Source organism: Deltaproteobacteria bacterium (assembly GCA_016874775.1).
Taxonomy (GTDB): Bacteria; Desulfobacterota; Binatia; order Bin18; family Bin18; genus VGTJ01.
Genome location: VGTJ01000054.1, coordinates 13,107 through 31,351, shown reverse-complemented (window position 1 = coordinate 31,351; position 18,245 = coordinate 13,107). Strand labels below are relative to the sequence as shown.

Here is an 18,245-nt window from a genome sequence, read left to right as displayed (position 1 = left end):
CAAAGGCCTACAGGTCTCCGACGATGAGTTTCAAGCGCTCAATATCAAACCCGGTAAGTTTCATGGCGATTGGAACTATACGCTTCTTCCTCGCTCTTAATCGGTAACTTAATTCTTGCCCATGCCTAACCAGTCAGAGATAGCGTTCTCAGTTATTCCTAGGACCTCACCTCCTCTCTCCACGTGCCAGACATGCGGCATCTTGCAACCGTGTTCTCTTGCAGCGCTGGCGTGCATGTGCAAAGAACGGTAGCGGAGAAACACAGGGAAGTCCTAAGAAAGTTCCGAGAAAGTTCTAAGATTTCTCCAAGTTGCCTGCTTGCAGCGTGACGTGTGACAGATGAGAGAGTATAAGTTGGCGTATGGCACAGTGGGACAGCCGGAAGAAGGACTGCTGGTGCTCGCCGAGGCACTGGCGACAGTAGAGAAAAATGACGAGCATTTCTACGAGGCGGAGTTGTATCGACTCAAGGGCGAGCTTACGCTCGCTGGGGCTAGGGGTTGGGGATTAGGGGTTGGGTCCTCCTCCCCACAAGCCCCAAGTCTCAAGCCCCAATTCCCACGTGGGGTGGCGCAGGAGGCGGAAGGATATTTTCTCAAAGCTATCGAGATTGCGCAGGAGCAGCAAGCCAAATCCCTTGAACTCCGCGCTGCGACTAGCCTCGCCCACTTCTGGCAACAACAAGGCAAGCGAACCGAAGCTCACAAGCTGTTGTCCAATGTCTACAACTGGTTCACCGAGGGGTTTGACACCAAGGACTTGCAAGAAGCGAAGATGCTGATTGAGGAATTGGCCATTGAAGGCTTACAGCATTGAACGAATCATTGATGAGCTTTATCGTAGAAGAAGTATCGAGGTTGTATATCAATGAGCACAACGACTGCCGAGCAAGTGTACGAACAACAAATCAAGTTGCTCTCCGCTACAGAACGGCTGCGCTTGGTGGAGATCATCGCCCGCGACTTGTCTACAACAACCGTAACAGAACAACCACGTCAACGAAGTTTGTTGGAACTTGAGGGGCTTGGGGCTGAATTATGGCAAGAGATCGATGCGCAGGAATATGTCAATGAGCTACGCAAAGAATGGGATCATCGACCATGAGCAAGGTCGACGATGCCTTGGTCGGTGTCACAGATCTCGGATTCGACACCGCTCCGTTGATCTACTTCGTGGAACGTCATTCGACCTATGTGGATATTGTACGTGAGTTTGTTCGCCGAGTAGATACAAGAGCAGTGCGGGGCTACAGCTCGATGGTCACCTTAACCGAGGTTCTTACTCGGCCGAAACAAAAAGGCAACACAACAGTCGAGCAGGAATATCGCGACCTATTGCTTCACAGCCGCAATTTCACACTGCTCCCTATTGATGCCACCATCGCTGAGCGCGCAGCCGATTTGCGCGCTCGCTATCGTTTCCGCGCCCCTGATGCACTGCAAATCGCGGCAGCACTGGCCGCTGGCTGCCAAGCCTTCTTGACCAATGATGCAGCTCTCAAGCGTACGGTAGAACTTCGAGTACTCGTACTAGACGACCTCAAGACTCAGGCGTGATTCAGCTAAGCGCGATCCGATACAACTTCGCTACATTCTTACAGACAATCTTGTCGCGCGTTTGCTCCGACTGCCCGGCAAATTGATCGTCAATCACCTTTCGTGAATGCGGCCACGTGCAGTCAGAGTGCGGGAAATCTGACGCCCACATGTAGTTGTCAGCACCAAAGTATTCACTGGTCATCGGGCCAATTGGGTCGTCTTGAAACGTCACCATCACCTGACGACGCACATAGAGGCTGGGTTTCATCGGCAGTGGGTCATCCGACATCGCGTTGAATTTCTCGTAGGCATGGTCGAGTCGATACAGATAATGCGGGAACCAGCCACTGTCGTTTTCTGCGGACACCAAGAGAAGTTTCGGGAAACGCTCCAGCACGCCACCAAAGATGATGTCAGTAAAGGAACGTTGAATCTCTTGAAAGTGGTTCACATAATTGCGCGTCATGAACGGCGGTCGCTTGCCAGAGGGCGACACTTTCATCTGGTCATCGCGCCCACTCCCTTTCCCAGTGGCAAGATGGAGTGACAAAGGCATCTGCAATTCTTCGGCGACCTTCCACAATGGATCATATTCCTCAGTCCAGAACGGACGATCGGGCGGTGGCGCTCCCCAAATCTGCGCGCCCTTCAAGCCGAGCTTTGCGCAACGTTCTAATTCCTTGACGCCGGCATTGAGATCTTCGAGAGACACGAGGCCCACCGCGTGAAACCGCTTGCGGTTATGTGAACAGAACTCAGCGACCCAATCGTTGTACACTTTGAAACAGGCACGTTGCAGATCTGCATCTTGCAGCCGAAACAACGGCATGCCAAACGTGGTATAGAGAACCTCCGCAACAACCCCGTCTGTATCTTGATCCTTGACGCGCTCGACTGGGTCCCAGCCGCCCGGAGGCGCTGCGGCAAAGCCTGCCTTCTTGAAGTATTCACCAAGGTCTTTGCCACTGCGGCCCGCAGCGAACCCCAGTGACACCCGAGAAGGTTTAATGCCTGACGCAACGAAGAAGCTGCCCTTCTCATTCTCTTCGACATGTGGAGCCTGACCGCGATACTTTTTATCAAGGCGCTCAGTCCACAGATTTGGTGGTTCGATAAAGTGTGAATCCGCGGAAATGACGGTGTAGTTTGACATCGTAGCCCCTCCTTAAGGTGCAGTAGTCCGTGCTTACCAGCTTTCCGCCGGGAGCGCGACCTGGGAACGCAACCTGGGAGCGCAGGCGTCTCGCCTGCGAAAAGGGCGACCGAGACGGTCGCGCTCCCACGTTGCCATTGACTTTTCAATACCATCGCGCGATGACTCAACCGCTTGCTGATTCAATAACTGTGGGAGGCATGAGCAATGCCTAAAATTACCGATCTACGCGATCAAACCTGCATCGTCGGCATTGGCGAAACCGCCTATACACGCGGTACCCCAAAGAGTGCGCTCGAACTCGCGTTGGAAGCGTCTATGGGAGCAATAGAAGATGCGGGTATCAAACCTGAAGCGATTGATGCCGTGATTCTACCGAGCGGGGCTGGCAGTGGCGGCACTGCGGGTGACTTTTGCGCCAACTTGGGACTGCAAGATTTACATTACACAACGTCACTGCAAGAAATGGGCGGGGCGATGTGTGTCTCTGCAGTCGAATCTGCGGCTGTCGCTCTCGCGAGCGGCATCTGTAACTACGCGCTGATTCCGCTGTGTAGCCGCTTCTATTCTGGACGCAAAGCGCGAAACTTGACCTCTGACCCAGGGACCGGATTACAAGCGGCGGAGACCATACGCGATTACTATGGCCCCTTTGGTGTCGGTGCACCCCCTCAACATTACGCCTGGATGGCGCAACGGCATATGCAGCTCTATGGCACCACACACGAACAGTTAGGAGCCGTAGCCGTAGCGATGCGTAAACATGCGCATTTACACCCCAATGCGCTCATGAAGCGTATGCCCATGACGTTAGAAGACTATCTCTCATCACGATGGGTGAGTTATCCGTATCGACTCTTGGATTGCTGCTTGGAAACCGACGGTGCTGCCGCCCTGCTCATGACCACAGCGGAACGCGCGAAAGATTTGCGCAAGCAACCCGTGTACGTCTCAGGCGTGACGTCAGGACACCCGTTTCCTCCGCACGACATTCCTAATCGGCCCGATATTCTTAAAATAGGCCTCGATTTCTGCGCACCACGGGCCTACGAGATGGCAGGGGTCACTCCCAAAGATATCGACTTCGCCCAAGTCTATGACTGCTTCACTGGTCAGGCGATCTTGCAAATCGAAGCGGCGGGCTTTTGCAAGAAAGGTGAAGGTGGTCCCTTTGTTGAGAACGGGCGCATCGAACTGGGCGGGGAACTCCCTGTTAACACTCACGGTGGTCTGTTATCACAAGCCCACAACACCGGTATGAATCACCTCGTTGAGGCTGTCGTACAACTGCGCCATGAAGCAGAGGCACGACAAGTGAAGGACGCTGAGCTAGGGGTTGTCACTGGCTGGGGTGGCCATGGGCATGGGTCGATCGCGATTTTGCGGCGATAACGCTTGGTATGAATGCCGTCGTCAGGCCCGCCCTTCGACTACGCTCAGGATAAACTCCAGCGGGAATCCCGGAATGTTAAACACAGGCCTGTGGTAATACCTTCCGGATTCCGGGTCGCGGCCTACGGCCTTGCCCGGAATGACGGGCTAGTCGTCTTCGTCATTCCAGCGAAAGCTGGAATCCAGGGGATGTGGCAGAGGTTGAACATCTTTCGAAGAGTAGGATTTTCACAATGAGCACCGAAAACAAAGCACAGACCGTTAGACTTCCCATCCTGCAAGGCTACACCAAAGACTTTTACGACTGGTGCCACAAGCAAGAATTACGCTTTCAGCGCTGCTCGCAGTGCGGCACCTGGCGTCACCCACCACGCCCTATGTGCACGAGTTGTCACTCCCTCAAATGGGAATGGGCACCGACCAAAGGCAAAGGCAAAGTCTACTGCTGGACAACGGTTCATCAAGCGCTCGATCCAGCCTTTGCCGAATCCGTCCCGTACGCAGCAGTCGTAGTCGAATTGGAGGAAGGACCGCGCCTCACCACCTGGGTCACAGGCATATCGCCTGATGACCTACAGATCGGCATGCCAGTTGAGCTGTGGTTCGACACCCTAACTGACGAGGTAACACTGCCGAAGTTCAAACCCTGCTAAACTTGTTTGACAGCAACAGGTTGCACAAACCATTCCTCAACTTTCTGGCGATCGACTTGACCAGCAGCGATCGCCAGAAAGAAATCGACGAGCTCGTCGTTTGTGGCTCGTAATTGCCCGCCGTTTAGTTCAAGAAAAATTTCTGCAACAGCGGCGGCAACACGTTTGTTGCCATCTAGAAAAGCGTGCGCTTGGGCCAGATGATATGCATAGGTCGCTGCACAGATAGTCAGTGACGCCTGCTCGTAATACGCGCGATTTTCCGCCGCCGCAAGTGCCGATTCCAGTGCCCCAGCATCGCGAACGCCGTGGGTTCCGCCGAATTCTTCTATGCCACGCGCATGAATGGCGAGCACTTCATGCAGCCGAAGAAACAAGAGGACACTCTCCACTATTGCGGCCCCTTCGCTAGGCGGACGTACGCATCCGCACGTCGCGTAAACACGCTTTTGGTGAGCGTCTCTAGTTGCTTGCTTCGATCGGCCTCATCAAGTGGCTGGAGTAATAAGGTACGATCGAGGACAGAGACCTCTACTTCATCTCCAACCGTTATCCCGAGTTGGTCTAAAACATCCTTCGATAGAAGCAAAGCTACAGATTCACCAACCGCGGTAAGTCGTTCACGTGACATGACAGTCCCCTTTCACAACAGATTGTACGCGGACTGGACGAGCAAGCAAAGCCTCTGCCCAAGCCCTGTCAAAACACCAGTGGCGCAGCGCAGAGAAATACCGTAAAGGGTGTGTCCGGATTGCTTAGAGAGGGATGACCGAACAAGTATGAAGAAACTGCTCATCGCCAATCGTGGCGAAATTGCCATTCGTGTGATCGAAGCGGCAGCGGAAGTCGGACTGACCACCGTTGCCATATTTTCTGAAGATGACGCCAAGTCATTGCATGTCATTCGCGCTGACGAAGCGCAACAACTGCGCAGTGCCGGTGTAGCTGCATATCTCGATGCAGAGCAAATCGTCACAGTCGCGCAACAAGCTGGCTGTGATGCTATTCATCCGGGATATGGTTTTCTCAGCGAGAATGCCGATTTCGCCCGACGTTGTGCTGCGGCAGGTATTACCTTCGTTGGTCCGCGACCCAAGTTGCTCGAACTGTTTGGCGATAAAGTCCGCGCTCGGCAGTTAGCCGCGCAATGCCGCGTACCGGTCCTTGCTGGTGCTGAAGGTGCAAGTAGCCTCGCCGATGCCAAAGCCTTCTTTCAGTCCGGACCAGCAGGTGCAGCAATGGTCATTAAAGCTGTAGCTGGCGGTGGTGGGCGCGGTATGCGGGTGGTGCGTCATTTCGATGAAATCGAAGAGGCGTACACTCGCTGCCAGTCAGAAGCCCGTGCAGCCTTTGGTAATGGTGATGTGTATGTCGAGCGCTTCATGCCTCATGCCCGCCATATTGAAGTGCAGATTATCGGTGACCATGCGGGCAACGTAACGCACTTGTGGGAACGTGAATGCACAGTACAACGGCGACATCAGAAGTTGATCGAGATTGCCCCGAGTCCGTCAATCAACGCTACAACACGTGAGCAACTCGTTGCTGCTGCGCTGCGCATGGCGCAACAGGTCAACTACAATAGCCTCGGTACGTTTGAATTCCTGGTCTCAACAAATGGTGATACCACTTCTTTTGCGTTCATCGAAGCAAATCCTCGCTTGCAAGTCGAACACACGGTCACAGAAGAAGTGACCGGTATAGATTTGGTCAAGACACAACTGCAACTCGCCACTGACCAATCCCTTGACGTGGTCGGACTTGCCCCTTCCCATCACATCAAGCCGCACGGTTATGCTATTCAACTGCGCATCAATGCTGAATCGATGACGAGCGATGGCTTGGTCAAACCGGCCAATGGCACGCTGACAGTGTTTGAGCCCCCTTCAGGGCCTGGCCTGCGCGTCGATTCTTACGCCTATGCTGGCTATAGTACAAACCCGAGGTTTGATTCGCTGATAGCGAAATTGATTGCCCATTCGCCTTTGCCAACTTTTGCCGAAACAGTGAATAAGGCCTATCGCGCCTTGTGTAAGTTCCGTATCGAAGGCGTAACTACGAATGTGGGTTTCTTGCAAGCGCTGTTACAGCATCCAGACTTTCGCGCCAATCGACTGCATACCGGTTTCATCGAAGAGAAGCTCGACGAACTTACTGGCGCAACATCAGCAGCGCATCGCCAACTCTACTATGCCCGACAAGCGCAGACACGCACCGTCGGGACGAAACTCGATAATCGCGACCCACTGGCAATTCTTGATCTTGGACGATCCGCCGCTCAGCAGCTTGAAGAAGTGGAACCAGCGCCAGCAATACAGGCCATGCCGGGCTATGACATTGAAGGACCTGAGAACACTGTTCCTTTGCGGGCACCGATGCAAGGAACGATTGTGTCGATCGATGCAGCAGAGGGCGTTACGGTCGTCAAAGGTCAGCAACTGATTGTGATGGAAGCGATGAAGATGGAACATGTCCTCGTCGCACCGGTAAGTGGCATCGTCCGTGCAACCACGGCAATGAAAGGCGACACCGTTGCCGAAGGGCAACCGCTTATCTTCATCGAAGAACAGCAGGTTGATGCGGCAGTCACAGTCAGTAATGCTGACGTAGACTTAGATTACATTCGCCCAGACCTCGCGGAGGTAGTCGAGCGACACAATGTCACACTTGATGCAGCGCGGCCAGAGGCAGTTGCTCGCCGCCGCAAGACCGGCCAGCGCACAGCGCGTGAGAATATTGCAGCCGTCTGTGATCCCGATTCATTAGTCGAATACGGCGCGTTAGGCGTTGCCGCGCAACGTCGGCGACGGACGATGGAAGATCTCATTAAGAATACGCCAGCCGATGGCATGGTCGTTGGTCATGCAACCATCAATGCTGATCTATTCGGTCCAGAGCGTGCCCACGCGGCAGTATTGGCATATGACTTTACTGTGCTCGCCGGAACCCAAGGACATCTCAATCATCGCAAAAAAGACCGCATGTTCATGTTAGCGCGGGAACTACGTATTCCGCTGGTGTTGTTTGCCGAAGGTGGCGGGGGTCGACCTGGTGACACAGATGGTGACTTCAGTTCGCGTACCTTCTTTGATTTCCCAAGATTGAGTGGACTGGTGCCGCTGGTGGGAGTGATCTCGGGCCGTTGTTTCGCTGGCAATGCCTCGTTGCTCGGTTGTTGTGATGTAGTAATCGCCACCAAGGATTCCAATATCGGCATGGGTGGTCCAGCCATGATCGAGAGCGGCGGATTAGGTATCTTCCGACCCGAGCAGATCGGGCCCATGAGCGTGCAAGAACCCAGCGGTGTCGTCGATATTGCGGTCGCCGATGAGGTAGAAGCGGCGCAGGTTGCTCGTCAGTATCTGTCGTATTTTCAAGGTTCGCTCAATCACTATGAGTGCGCTGACCAACGGCTGTTACGCAAAGCTATTCCTGAGAATCGCCTGCGCGTGTACGACATCCGCAAAGTTATTGAAACCCTCGCGGACGCCAGGTCAGTCATGGAACTACGCCCACACTTTGGCCGTACGATGATCACCGCGCTGATTCGCATCGAAGGACGCGCGATTGGCTTGGTAGCCAATAATCCAATGCACCTGGCCGGCGCGATCGACAGTGATGGCGCTGACAAGGCGTCTCGTTTCATCGTGCTCTGTGATGCGTTTGACATCCCCCTCCTCTACCTGTGTGACACGCCTGGCATCATGGTTGGTCCAGAGATTGAGAAGACCGCCCTGGTCCGCCACTCCTCGCGTATGTTTCTTGCTGGCGCCAATGTCCAAGTACCGTTTCTCAAGATTGTCTTACGCAAGGCCTATGGGCTTGGGGCTATCGCCATGTCTGGTGGAGCGGATGATGCTGCGGTGTTTACCGTCTCCTGGCCAACCGGTGAGTTTGGCCCTATGGCACTCGAAGGTGCAGCCAAACTGGGCTATCGCAACGACCTTGCGGCCATAGCCGATCCAGTCGAACGGAAGAAGAAATTCGACGAGATGGTCGCTGGTTTATATCAGCGTGGCAAAGCGTTAAATGTCGCCACACACTTTGCCCTTGATGATGTCATCGACCCAGCAGAGACACGACGATGGATCACGCATTCATTGCGGTCGACGCCAGTCGCAACGCGACGGACGACCAAGAAGTATCCGTTTATCGATTCGTGGTAGACAAGACGTTGGCGATCAGCGATCAGCAATCAGCAGTCAGCCAAAAGCTGAGAGCTGAGCGCTGACCGCTATGAGCTTCTCTCTATCGATGCAACATCCGCTTCAACACCTCATCCCGTTCACCATTGAAACGGCGCGAGACCCCTGCATTTGGTACAAAGCCATTGAAGCCGTGAAACGCACCAGGATACACATGCAGCTCGGTCGGCACGCCTGCCGCCAAAAGGCGTTGGGCATAGGTGACGTTCTCATCCAAAAACAGATCAAGGTCACCAACGGGAATATACGCAGGCGCTAACCCTTTCAGATCCGTTGCCCGCGAAGCCGCTGCATACGGAGACACATCTTTACCACCTGGCTCTTTGCCAAGGTACGCACGCCAACCCATGAGGTTATTCTCGCGCGTCCAAACGTATGTATCCGGTGCTGTCGCGCTGGCTGGCGCGATATTGCGATCATCGATCATCGGATAGATGAGTAGTTGGAAAGCCAGTTCTACCTCGGCTCGATCACGGGTGAGTATCGCAAGACCGGCAGCAAGACCGCCGCCCGCACTTGCGCCACCAATAGCGATGCGCGACTTATTCACTCCCAGTTCTTTCGTATTCGCAGCCAGCCACTTCAACGCGGCATAGCAATCTTCCACTGGCGCAGGGTGCGGGTGCTCCGGGGCCAGTCGATACTCCACCGATGCAACCACACACTGCCCAACTTTGGCGAGATGCTTTGCTAACAAGTCGTCACGTTCGACACTCCCTAACACGTAGCCACCCCCGTGAATCCACAACAGCGCTGGCAGTGAGGCAGGACGATCCGTTGGCTGATAGATGCGCACGAAGACATCTGGATCGCCCTTTGGGCCGGGGACTTTCTTGTCGACTGAAGTAACTCCTTCGATGGGTGTCGCTTTGGCAAGTTGTTGCGCAAAGAGATCGTCCATCATCTTCCGGGCCGCCGGGATATTGTGCAAGTTAATTCCGCCCTGGGTAACCTTGTGCCACGCATCAAGTGGACCGACGAGTTCAGGATCGAGCCGATGTCGCATTGTCATTGTTGTCCTCCTTCTTTTTTATTGAGGGTATTCAGCCTTTCCCCGTCTAGTGCATACGCGAGAGTGTGTCAAACGGCTACACTGCTTCTCACGGAATTGACCCTAGGGGGGACTTCTGTTGACTCCGCGCGGCTGACCTGATTAGTCTCTTCGACAAGAATAGAAGAAGGGGTGTGGCGTGGAGGGGTTCGGTAACACACGCAAATCAGTAGCACCACACAACAGCGAAACACCATCAGCTACTCAACCTGGTTCGGGCAACCGACAACCCGGAGCAGTTCTCGTGGGTCGCGAAGGAGAGTTGGCTCAGCTCCATCGTTACTGGGCCAAAGCAAGCGACGGAGCACGGCAAATCGTCTTCGTGAGTGGCGAGCCAGGGATCGGCAAAACCGCGCTGGTCGATGCCTTTGTCGAAAGCTTACACGGTCGCCCGGAGGTGCGGACTGCTACGGGGCAGTGTGTCGAGCAGTATGGTGTTGGCGAAGCCTATCTCCCACTTCTGGAGGTTGTCGCCCGGCTCTGTCGAGGACCAAGTCGAGATCGACGTATCGAGGCGCTCAAGCGCTATGCGCCGAATTTGCTCCTGCAGTTGCCTGGACTGCTCGACCCTGCAGACCATGCCGCTTTACAGAAACGTGTCCAAGAAACCAGCCGCGAACGTATGCTCCGCGAGTTGGCGCAAGCGGCGGAACTCTTCACCGTGCAGCGCGGGCTGGTCATTGTCCTCGAAGATTTGCATTGGAGTGATGTCGCGACCCTGGACTGGTTACGGTACACGGCGCAACGGCGCGAACCCGCCAAGCTTATGATCATTGGTACCTATCGCCCAGCGGACGTGTTGGCAAGTAATCACCCACTCCGTGCGGTCGTGCTTGAGCTCCAGGCGCGCCAGCAATGCGAAGAGATTTCTCTGAGTCCACTCGATGTAGTGGCCATTACCGAGTACCTCAGCAAGCGCTTTGGACAGCTCTCGGTACCAGATGTGTTGACGACGACACTGGTGCGACGCACCGGCGGGAATCCGCTCTTTCTGGTGAACACCGTGCACCTGGTTGAACACGCAATCGTAACGGATGAGATGGGGTCGTGGACGCTTGCTGCAAACAAGCTCCAGGAGGTCGGTGGTGACATTCCAGATACGCTACGCCAATTGATTGAGCATCAACTGCAACGCTTGAGCGAAGAGGATCAGCACGCACTAGAAGTCGCCAGCGTGGTTGGCGTGGAGTTTTCGGTAGCTGAAGTAGCGGCTGGGTTGTCGGGAAATATTGAGGCGCTTGAAACAGAATGTGAGCGCCTTGCGCACGCGGGCCAGTTTCTCCGCGCCCAAGGTGTTGAAGAGTGGCCCGATGGTACGTTCAGTGGGCGTTACAGCTTCACCCACGCCATGTATCAGGAAGTGACTGCGACACGAGTGGGAGGCCCTCGTCGCATTCAGCTACAACGACGGATCGCGGAGCGCAAAGAAGCCGCCTATGGTGATCGCACGCGAGAGGTGGCCGCAGAACTCGCTGTGCACTTCGAACACGGACGAGACTATGCCAAAGCCGTACAGTATCGTCGACAAGCAGGTGAAGCTGCGGCTCGTTCTGGCGCACCGCAAGACGCCTTGCTTCACTTCAAGCGTGGGTTGGAACTGCTCACCTCACTGCCTGACACTCCGGAGCGCATACCCCATGAAGTGCGGCTCCAGCTTGCCCTCACGAACCCTCTTTATGCGATCGGAGGAAAAACCTCTCTCAACGAAATGGAAAATGCGCATCTCCGGGCATACGAGTTATGCCAACGCTTGGGAGAGCCACCACAACTGGCTTCGGTGCTATTTGGCCTTGGGATGGTGTATGAACTGCGGGGAGATTTGCACAGGGCATCAGAACTCGTAGGTCAACTGCTCGCGCTCGCGCAGAAAAGTCAGAATCCGGCGTTGTTGCTTCGTGCCTATATGGCATTGGGAAATGGGTCATACTTCCTGGGAGAATTTGCTACGTCGCTACGCTATCTTGAACAAGGATTGATAGTCTACGATCCGGGCAAACATAGTCCACACGTTTCTAATCTCGCTCAGGATCTTGGCGTCGTGTGCCGCTCTCGTGCTGGTTGGGTGTTGTGGTGCCTGGGCTATCCTGACCAGGCACGGCTGAGCTGTGAGAAAGGGCTGGCTCTCGCTCGTGAACTCTCGCACGATCTCAGTGAGGCATTTGCCTTAGACGGCGCTATCGGTGTTGCTCAAGAATGCGGCCATGTCTCTATTGTTGAACAACGCGTTACTCGGCTGCTCACACTGAGTCACGAACAAGGGTTTGCGTATCCATACGCCTGGGGCCACATGGTGCGCGGCTGGCTCCTCGCCAGGCAAGGCAAGGCGGAGGAAGGGATCACTCAGCTGCGAGAGGGATTAACGGCGATCCGCGCGGGTGGGCAAGAACTTGGCATCCCGTACTTTATGGCGCTGTTGGCCGACGCTTGCGGGATCGCGGGGCACAGCGAAGAAGGATTGGCGGTTGTCAGCGAAGTGTTGATGGTTGGGCAACGGAGTGGAGAACGGTTCTATGATGCCGAGTTGTATCGACTGCAAGGCGAGCTGTTCCTCGTAGGGGCTGGGGGCTGGGGGCTAGGGGCTAGTTCTCTTTCTCCACGAGTCCCTAGTCTCAAGCCCCCAGCCTCAAGTGGGGTGGCGGAGGAAGTGGAAGGGGCTTTCTGCAAAGCCCTAGACATCGCCCGCGACCAGCAAGCGAAATCCCTCGAACTCCGTGCGGCGATGAGTCTCGCGCGACTATGGCAGGGGCAAGGCAAGCGTGATGATGCCCGCGCGTTGCTCCAGGAAGTCTACGACTGGTTTACTGAAGGGTTTGACACTCAGGACTTACAGGAAGCGAAGGCACTGCTAGTGACACTCGGCGGTGTTTCGGATAGTCAAAAGTCCAAGGTCCAAAGTCCAAAGGAATCTGGGGCTAGGGACTGGGGACTAGGGACTGGTCCCTCCTCCCCACAAGCCCCAAGTCCCAAACCCCAAGTCCCACTTGTCCTTCCCCAACTCCCAACCCCCAATCCCCAGCCCCTAACCCCAAGCCTCGTAGGCCGAGAAGCACAACTTGCATTTCTCCAGGATCACTTGACCACAGCACGTAGTGGGGTGCGGCAAGCGGTTTTTCTCAGCGGCGAACCTGGCATCGGCAAGACCGCGTTGGTTGATGCATTCTTGTCTGAAGTCAAAACCAGTCTCGTGTCTAGTGTCCAGCATCCAGCGTTTCAAAAGACTGACCTCTGGCTGGCGCACGGACAATGTGTCGAACAATACGGCGCTGGTGAAGCCTATTTGCCAGTGTTGGAAGCATTAGGACGACTGGGCCGAGAGCAAAGAAAAGAAGAGGTCGCAGCGGTTTTAGCGCAATATGCGCCAACCTGGTTAGCGCAACTCCCCGCTTTGATTCCGGCTGCGAAACGAGAAGAACTGCAACGCGCACTGGCCACTGCGACGCGTGTGCGTATGTTGCGGGAACTTGCTGAAGCCCTGGAGGTGTTGAGTACGCAGCGGCTGCTTGTCTTGGTGCTCGAAGACCTGCATTGGAGTGATCCTTCGACCGTAGAGTTACTGGCCTATCTCTTACGACGACAGGGGCAAGCGCAACTGCTCATCATCGGGACGTATCGGCCTGCGGAAGTCATGACGACTGACCATCCGTTGAAGAAGGCTATTCAGGAACTGCAAGGACGCGGCCATTGTGATGCGTTGCCATTGGGGGTGCTGCCAGAAGCTGCGGTGGCCGCTTATCTGCGCGGACGGTTTGGTGAGGTGCCACCAGATTTTGCCAAAGCACTGCATCAACGGACGGATGGGAATCCGTTGTTCATGGTTGCCACTGTGGAATACCTCATGCGAGAGGGCATTGTTGTTCCAGATGGTGCGCAGTGGCGGATTACCCAGGATCTTCCGACTCTGCAAATGGAGGTTCCCGAGAACCTTCGGCAGCTCATCGCGACCCAATTGGAGGGTCTACGTCCTGAGGAGCAACACCTGCTCGACGTGGCCAGTGTCGCTGGGGCGGAATTTACGGTGGCGATTCTCGCGGCGGAATTGAACCAGGCCCGTGAAGTGGTTGAAGCACAATGTGCGCATTTAGTGACTCGTAGGCAATTCCTGCGCTCGGCAGGGATCGAACAACTCGCTGATGATACGACGAGTGGGCGGTATGGGTTTGTTCATGCCCTGTATCAACGGGTGATTTATGAGCGGATCTCAGAGGCGCGGCGCATGCAGTTGCACTGCCGGATGGGCGAGCGAAAAGAGCAGCTTGCTGGCGATCACACTGCGGGGTTGGCCAATGAATTAGCGACCCATTATGAAACTGGTGGTGACTATGTGCGCACGGTCCATTATTTGGCATTAGCTGGTGAAGCCGCGATACGACGTCAAGCTCATCACGAAGCCATCCGTCATTTGAGCAAAGGGCTAGCTTTGCTCCGCACCCTTCCCGATACTCCTGAACGTGCGCGCCAGGAACTCAGTCTCCAATTGGCATTGGGTATTCCACTGATCACGCTACAGGGGTGGGTGGCCCCACAGGTTGGGCAAGCATACCATCGTGCTCTTGACCTCAGTGAGCACATCGGGACCACGACGCAGCGTTTTCACGCTTTACGCGGGTTAGAACTCTTCTATATGACCCGTACCGAGTACGCGAAAGCGCGACAGTTCGCAGAGCAACTCCTACCTTTGGCACAGCAGTTACAAGACCCAGCACTGCTGGTAGGTGCATATATGGCCATGGGACAAGTACGGTTCTTCACCGGAGAATTTACGCCTGCCTTAGAACATTTTGAGCATGGGATCGCACTGACTCCTCAGCACTATAACTACCAAAGCTGGTCTGTCGGGCATCCCGGCATTTCAAGCCTTGGGTATGGTGCCTGGGCTTTATGGTTTTTGGGCTATCCAGACCAGGCGCTGCAGATGAGTCAGGAGGCGTTACGGCTGGCGAGGGAAGAGGCACACCCGTTTACGTTGGCGATGTGCTTGCAGTTTGCCGCCAAGCTGCATCAGGTGCGTCGTGAAGCGCAGGCAACGCAAAGTCGAGCTGAGGAGAACGTTGCGCTGTCAATGACGCATGGCTTCACACCTTTCGTCGCCATGGAGACACATACGAGAGGATGGGCACTTGCTGCGCAAGGACATTACGACGAAGGGCTCGCGCTGATGCGTCAGACGCAAGACACGTGGCGTGCCGTAGGGATGAATTTTGGGCGGACGCATTTTCTTGCGACGTTGGCAGAGACCTGTAGTGCGATGGGGCAGTTCGAGGAAGGGGTGCAGGCTGTGACCGAAGCGCTAGCTTTGGTCGAACAGAGTGGCGAACGTCAGTCGGAAGCAGAGTTGTACCGCCTGAGAGGCGAGCTGGCGCTCGCAGGGACTAGGGGCTGGGGGCTAGGGGCTAGTTCTCCCCCTCCACAAGCCCCTAGTCTCAAATCCCCAGTCCCAAATGGAGTGGCGGAGGCAGTGGAGGCTGATTTTCGCAAAGCCCTTGATATCGCCCGCCACCAACACGCAAAGTCCCTCGAACTCCGTGCGGCTATGAGCCTCGCGCGGTTGTGGCAGAATCAGGGTAAAGGTGTTGACGCTCGCGAATTGCTCCAGGAAGTCTACGACTGGTTTACCGAAGGGTTTGATACTAAGGATTTGCAAGATGCGAAGACACTACTTGTTATGCTTGGCGGCACCGGAGAAAGCCCAAAGTCCAAAGTCCCAGGTCCCAAGGGACCTGGGGCTAGGGGTTGGGGGCTAGGGACTGGTTCCTCCTCCCCACAAGCCCCAAGTCCCAAGTCCCACTTGTCCTTGCTCAGTCCTCATCCCTCAGTCCTCAGTCCTCTTCAGTGTTCCGCTCCGAAGGCGAGTACTGGACAATCGTATTCCAAGGAACCACGGCCCGTGTCAAAGATACTCGTGGCATGCAGCACCTCGCCTACTTGCTACAGCATCCAGACCAAGAGATCGCCGCCCTTACGCTTGCGGCGGATGCTCCTGATTTCGACACCAGTTCCTTTGCGGCAGCGAGTCTGACCAGTAAACATCGTGATCCAGCCCTGGCGACCGTCCACGTCTCAGGACTGACCGATGCCGGGGAAATACTTGATCCTCAAGCCAAAGCCGAATACCGACAGCGACTCAAAGAGATCGAGGCCGAACTCGAAGAAGCACGTGAGTTCAATGACGTCGGTCGGATAGAAAAGCTGCAAGACGAACTGGAGTTTGTCACCCAAGAACTCATGGGTGCCGTCGGGCTCCGCGGACGGGCGCGTAAAGCCGCTTCACCCCAAGAACGTGCTCGCGTTAATGTCACCCGTGCGATTCGTACCGCGATCACCCGAGTCGCGGACGTACATCCTGCCCTTGGGCAGTATCTCAACCAGACAATGAAGACCGGTACGTTTTGCTCGTATGTTCCTTCTCTACATTCGTCAGTGACGTGGGAGTTCTGATCTCACCGCACTCGCCTACACAGCGACGTCCTTCTCCTTCGCGGCGACATTACATTCCCCATACGGTGATCATTTTGCCGCGCACCGTTTCTATGCGTGTAAAGAGCTTCTCTTCCCACGCTCTGCCCGCTGTACGATCAAAAATGATCAGATGACCTTCCTCAGCACCACAGCGGTCCAAATACTCCCAGGTCTGTTCGAGACCGGTAGCCACTGTCGTCGCCAGAGTCTTATAGAGCACCTTCAGTTCGAGCACGACCTTTTGGACTCCTCCACTATGTGGCCACAGGATCAGCAAATCCGTGCGGCGTCTCCCTAAGCCATACTCTCTTTCTATCCGCCCACCACCGTTGACGACCCGCTGCAAGAACGCTTGCAAGAGTAACTGCGGGCCCGCCTCTTTGTATTGAAAGCGCTCGACCCAATGCTCGGCGTGCTCGCGAAAGAACTCCTGGAACGCATGTAACAGCTTGTTCACATCAAGGGTACCATCGGCGCGCACGTACCATGCGGTTTCGTGTGCTGTCATTTGTTCGGTGGTGTAAATCAACTGACGAGGGATGACTTCGCGGTAGATGGGGTTGGCGATCGCCAGCGGTGCACTTAGTCCCACCAGTCCCAGGTCGCGCAGGTACTCAAGATCATCGACGGGGATATTGTCTGGTGTCTCTTCTCCAGCCAATAAGGGGCCAATCACCCGCTGCACCCGCTCCTCGCGCAATTTGTCGGCTAGTTGATCGAGATGGGTCTCACGGCGCAGAATCAACGCTTCCTTTGCTATATCGACAAGCTCTCGGGTGATCGCACGTGAGCGTTCGCGTCCTTCCTTCATACGAAAACAACACTCGTACCCTAAGGCATTGACGAGCCACGGTTGCCCTTGGGTCAGGTCCCAGCACTGGGCGAGCGCCTCCGGGGTAAACACCTGTCCAGTCTCGCTGGTGTGTTGGGCATAGAGCGCCTCCATCTCCGCACGCGAAAAATTACCGAGCCGCAACGACTCGGCGCGAATATTGAACGCACTGCCACCGGTGATGATCGCTTTCTCCGCTGCGGAGTGAATACGGTAATCGCGCACGTCGCGGACGCCGCACAGGATCACACTCTGTGGGAAGTGCTGGGGACGTTTGTCGTATCCGCCGCGCAGTTGGCGCAAGACCGCAATCAACGTATCGCCCACCAAGGCATCAATTTCATCGATCAGCAGAATCAACGGCGTGGGGTTGTGTGCTGCCCATTGGGTTAAGACTTCGTCGAGCGCGCCGTGCGGACCCAACGTCGCAAAGATGTCTGGCCAGTGAGTGTCAACAAACGGATCAGAGAGAGCAATCCGCGCCCGTGAAGCGAGTTGGCCAAGGATCGCGCGCATGGCTCCGGCAACATCCTCGCGTGCAGATTGCGCCAGCTCGACATTGATATAGACGCAACGGTACTGCCCCTGGGCGTTGAGCGCATGCATGAGCGCGAGGAGAACCGAGGTTTTGCCAGTTTGCCGGGGCGCATGGAGCACGAAGTATTTCTTTTGCGCAATCAACGGCAGGAGCTCTTCAAGCCTGATGCGCTCCAGCGGCGAGAGGCAATAATGATCCTGCGGATTGATCGGCCCTGCAGTGTTAAAGAAACGCTCCATGCCGGCAAGCGTAGCAGGCCACAGTAGCGGAGAAAAGGGAACCGGCTGAGGGGAGGGAGAGCAATGGCCAACGATTACAAGGAATCCGTACAACGCTTCCTCACGTGAGGTTCTTCTATTTTTGCCTTTCTCGGGGTGTTCATCATGGTCTATGATTTGTACTGGTTGGGACGACGAGGGCGTGGTA

At 55.4% G+C, this 18,245-nt stretch carries 13 protein-coding genes; 8 read left to right on the top strand and 5 right to left on the bottom strand.

The window, feature by feature from the left end:
* Positions 1-340 precede the first annotated feature (340 nt).
* Genes FJ147_11375 through FJ147_11365 form a run of 3 tightly spaced genes read left to right on the top strand, consistent with a single transcriptional unit; the run spans position 341 to position 1,557 of the window.
* On the top strand, positions 341-817 hold the full coding sequence (locus FJ147_11375) for a hypothetical protein (protein MBM4256480.1): 477 nt from the start codon (positions 341-343) through the stop codon (positions 815-817).
* Positions 818-868: 51 nt separating this feature from the next.
* Positions 869-1,105, top strand: a complete 237-nt coding sequence (locus FJ147_11370) for a hypothetical protein (GenBank protein ID MBM4256479.1) — start codon at positions 869-871, stop codon at positions 1,103-1,105.
* Positions 1,087-1,557, top strand: coding sequence for a type II toxin-antitoxin system VapC family toxin (locus tag FJ147_11365; GenBank protein ID MBM4256478.1), 471 nt, complete (start codon positions 1,087-1,089; stop codon positions 1,555-1,557). The genes FJ147_11370 and FJ147_11365 overlap by 19 nt, the downstream gene beginning before the upstream one ends.
* Position 1,558: 1 nt before the next feature.
* On the opposite strand, the gene FJ147_11360 is transcribed toward FJ147_11365, so the two are convergent.
* Positions 1,559-2,692: an amidohydrolase gene (locus tag FJ147_11360; protein MBM4256477.1), complete on the bottom strand. Its 1,134-nt coding sequence runs from the start codon at positions 2,690-2,692 to the stop codon at positions 1,559-1,561.
* 207 nt (positions 2,693-2,899) lie between these two features.
* Between FJ147_11360 and FJ147_11355 the strand changes: the two genes are divergently transcribed.
* Complete coding sequence (locus tag FJ147_11355; protein MBM4256476.1) at positions 2,900-4,084, top strand: thiolase family protein; 1,185 nt, start codon at positions 2,900-2,902, stop codon at positions 4,082-4,084.
* A 233-nt stretch (positions 4,085-4,317) separates the two neighbouring features.
* Positions 4,318-4,737 (top strand): Zn-ribbon domain-containing OB-fold protein, encoded by a 420-nt coding sequence (locus tag FJ147_11350; protein MBM4256475.1) that lies wholly within the window; start codon positions 4,318-4,320, stop codon positions 4,735-4,737.
* On the opposite strand, the gene FJ147_11345 is transcribed toward FJ147_11350, so the two are convergent.
* The gene (locus FJ147_11345; GenBank protein MBM4256474.1) at positions 4,734-5,129 is read right to left on the bottom strand and encodes a type II toxin-antitoxin system death-on-curing family toxin; all 396 of its coding nucleotides are present in this window, start codon (positions 5,127-5,129) and stop codon (positions 4,734-4,736) included. The two genes, FJ147_11350 and FJ147_11345, sit on opposite strands and share 4 nt — an antisense overlap.
* The gene (locus tag FJ147_11340; protein MBM4256473.1) at positions 5,129-5,368 is read right to left on the bottom strand and encodes an AbrB/MazE/SpoVT family DNA-binding domain-containing protein; all 240 of its coding nucleotides are present in this window, start codon (positions 5,366-5,368) and stop codon (positions 5,129-5,131) included. The genes FJ147_11345 and FJ147_11340 overlap by 1 nt, the downstream gene beginning before the upstream one ends.
* 148 nt (positions 5,369-5,516) lie before the next feature.
* Here FJ147_11340 and FJ147_11335 point away from each other — a divergent pair, with 148 nt between their 5' ends.
* Positions 5,517-8,903: an ATP-grasp domain-containing protein gene (locus FJ147_11335; GenBank protein ID MBM4256472.1), complete on the top strand. Its 3,387-nt coding sequence runs from the start codon at positions 5,517-5,519 to the stop codon at positions 8,901-8,903.
* An 82-nt stretch (positions 8,904-8,985) separates the two neighbouring features.
* Here FJ147_11335 and FJ147_11330 read toward each other — a convergent pair whose 3' ends face one another.
* Positions 8,986-9,954 (bottom strand): alpha/beta hydrolase, encoded by a 969-nt coding sequence (locus FJ147_11330; protein MBM4256471.1) that lies wholly within the window; start codon positions 9,952-9,954, stop codon positions 8,986-8,988.
* A gap of 178 nt (positions 9,955-10,132) precedes the next feature.
* Between FJ147_11330 and FJ147_11325 the strand changes: the two genes are divergently transcribed.
* Together FJ147_11325 and FJ147_11320 are read left to right on the top strand one after the other, a co-directional pair.
* Positions 10,133-16,009, top strand: a complete 5,877-nt coding sequence (locus FJ147_11325) for a hypothetical protein (protein ID MBM4256470.1) — start codon at positions 10,133-10,135, stop codon at positions 16,007-16,009.
* The gene (locus tag FJ147_11320; protein ID MBM4256469.1) at positions 15,898-16,428 is read left to right on the top strand and encodes a hypothetical protein; all 531 of its coding nucleotides are present in this window, start codon (positions 15,898-15,900) and stop codon (positions 16,426-16,428) included. The genes FJ147_11325 and FJ147_11320 overlap by 112 nt, the downstream gene beginning before the upstream one ends.
* A 49-nt stretch (positions 16,429-16,477) precedes the next feature.
* On the opposite strand, the gene FJ147_11315 is transcribed toward FJ147_11320, so the two are convergent.
* A complete protein-coding gene (locus FJ147_11315; GenBank protein MBM4256468.1) occupies positions 16,478-18,058 on the bottom strand; it encodes an AAA family ATPase in 1,581 nt (526 codons plus the stop codon).
* Positions 18,059-18,245 lie beyond the last annotated feature (187 nt).

Bases quoted from the DNA above. Each gene is read 5' to 3' on its own strand.
- FJ147_11330 (MBM4256471.1), bottom strand. From the start codon at position 9,954: ATGACAATGCGACATCGGCTCGATCCTGAACTCGTCGGTCCACTTGAT.
- FJ147_11315 (MBM4256468.1), bottom strand. From the start codon at position 18,058: ATGGAGCGTTTCTTTAACACTGCAGGGCCGATCAATCCGCAGGATCAT.
- FJ147_11340 (MBM4256473.1), bottom strand. From the start codon at position 5,368: ATGTCACGTGAACGACTTACCGCGGTTGGTGAATCTGTAGCTTTGCTT.
- FJ147_11350 (MBM4256475.1), top strand. From the start codon at position 4,318: ATGAGCACCGAAAACAAAGCACAGACCGTTAGACTTCCCATCCTGCAA.
- FJ147_11365 (MBM4256478.1), top strand. From the start codon at position 1,087: ATGGGATCATCGACCATGAGCAAGGTCGACGATGCCTTGGTCGGTGTC.
- FJ147_11355 (MBM4256476.1), top strand. From the start codon at position 2,900: ATGCCTAAAATTACCGATCTACGCGATCAAACCTGCATCGTCGGCATT.
- FJ147_11320 (MBM4256469.1), top strand. From the start codon at position 15,898: ATGCAGCACCTCGCCTACTTGCTACAGCATCCAGACCAAGAGATCGCC.
- FJ147_11375 (MBM4256480.1), top strand. From the start codon at position 341: ATGAGAGAGTATAAGTTGGCGTATGGCACAGTGGGACAGCCGGAAGAA.
- FJ147_11360 (MBM4256477.1), bottom strand. From the start codon at position 2,692: ATGTCAAACTACACCGTCATTTCCGCGGATTCACACTTTATCGAACCA.
- FJ147_11370 (MBM4256479.1), top strand. From the start codon at position 869: ATGAGCACAACGACTGCCGAGCAAGTGTACGAACAACAAATCAAGTTG.
- FJ147_11335 (MBM4256472.1), top strand. From the start codon at position 5,517: ATGAAGAAACTGCTCATCGCCAATCGTGGCGAAATTGCCATTCGTGTG.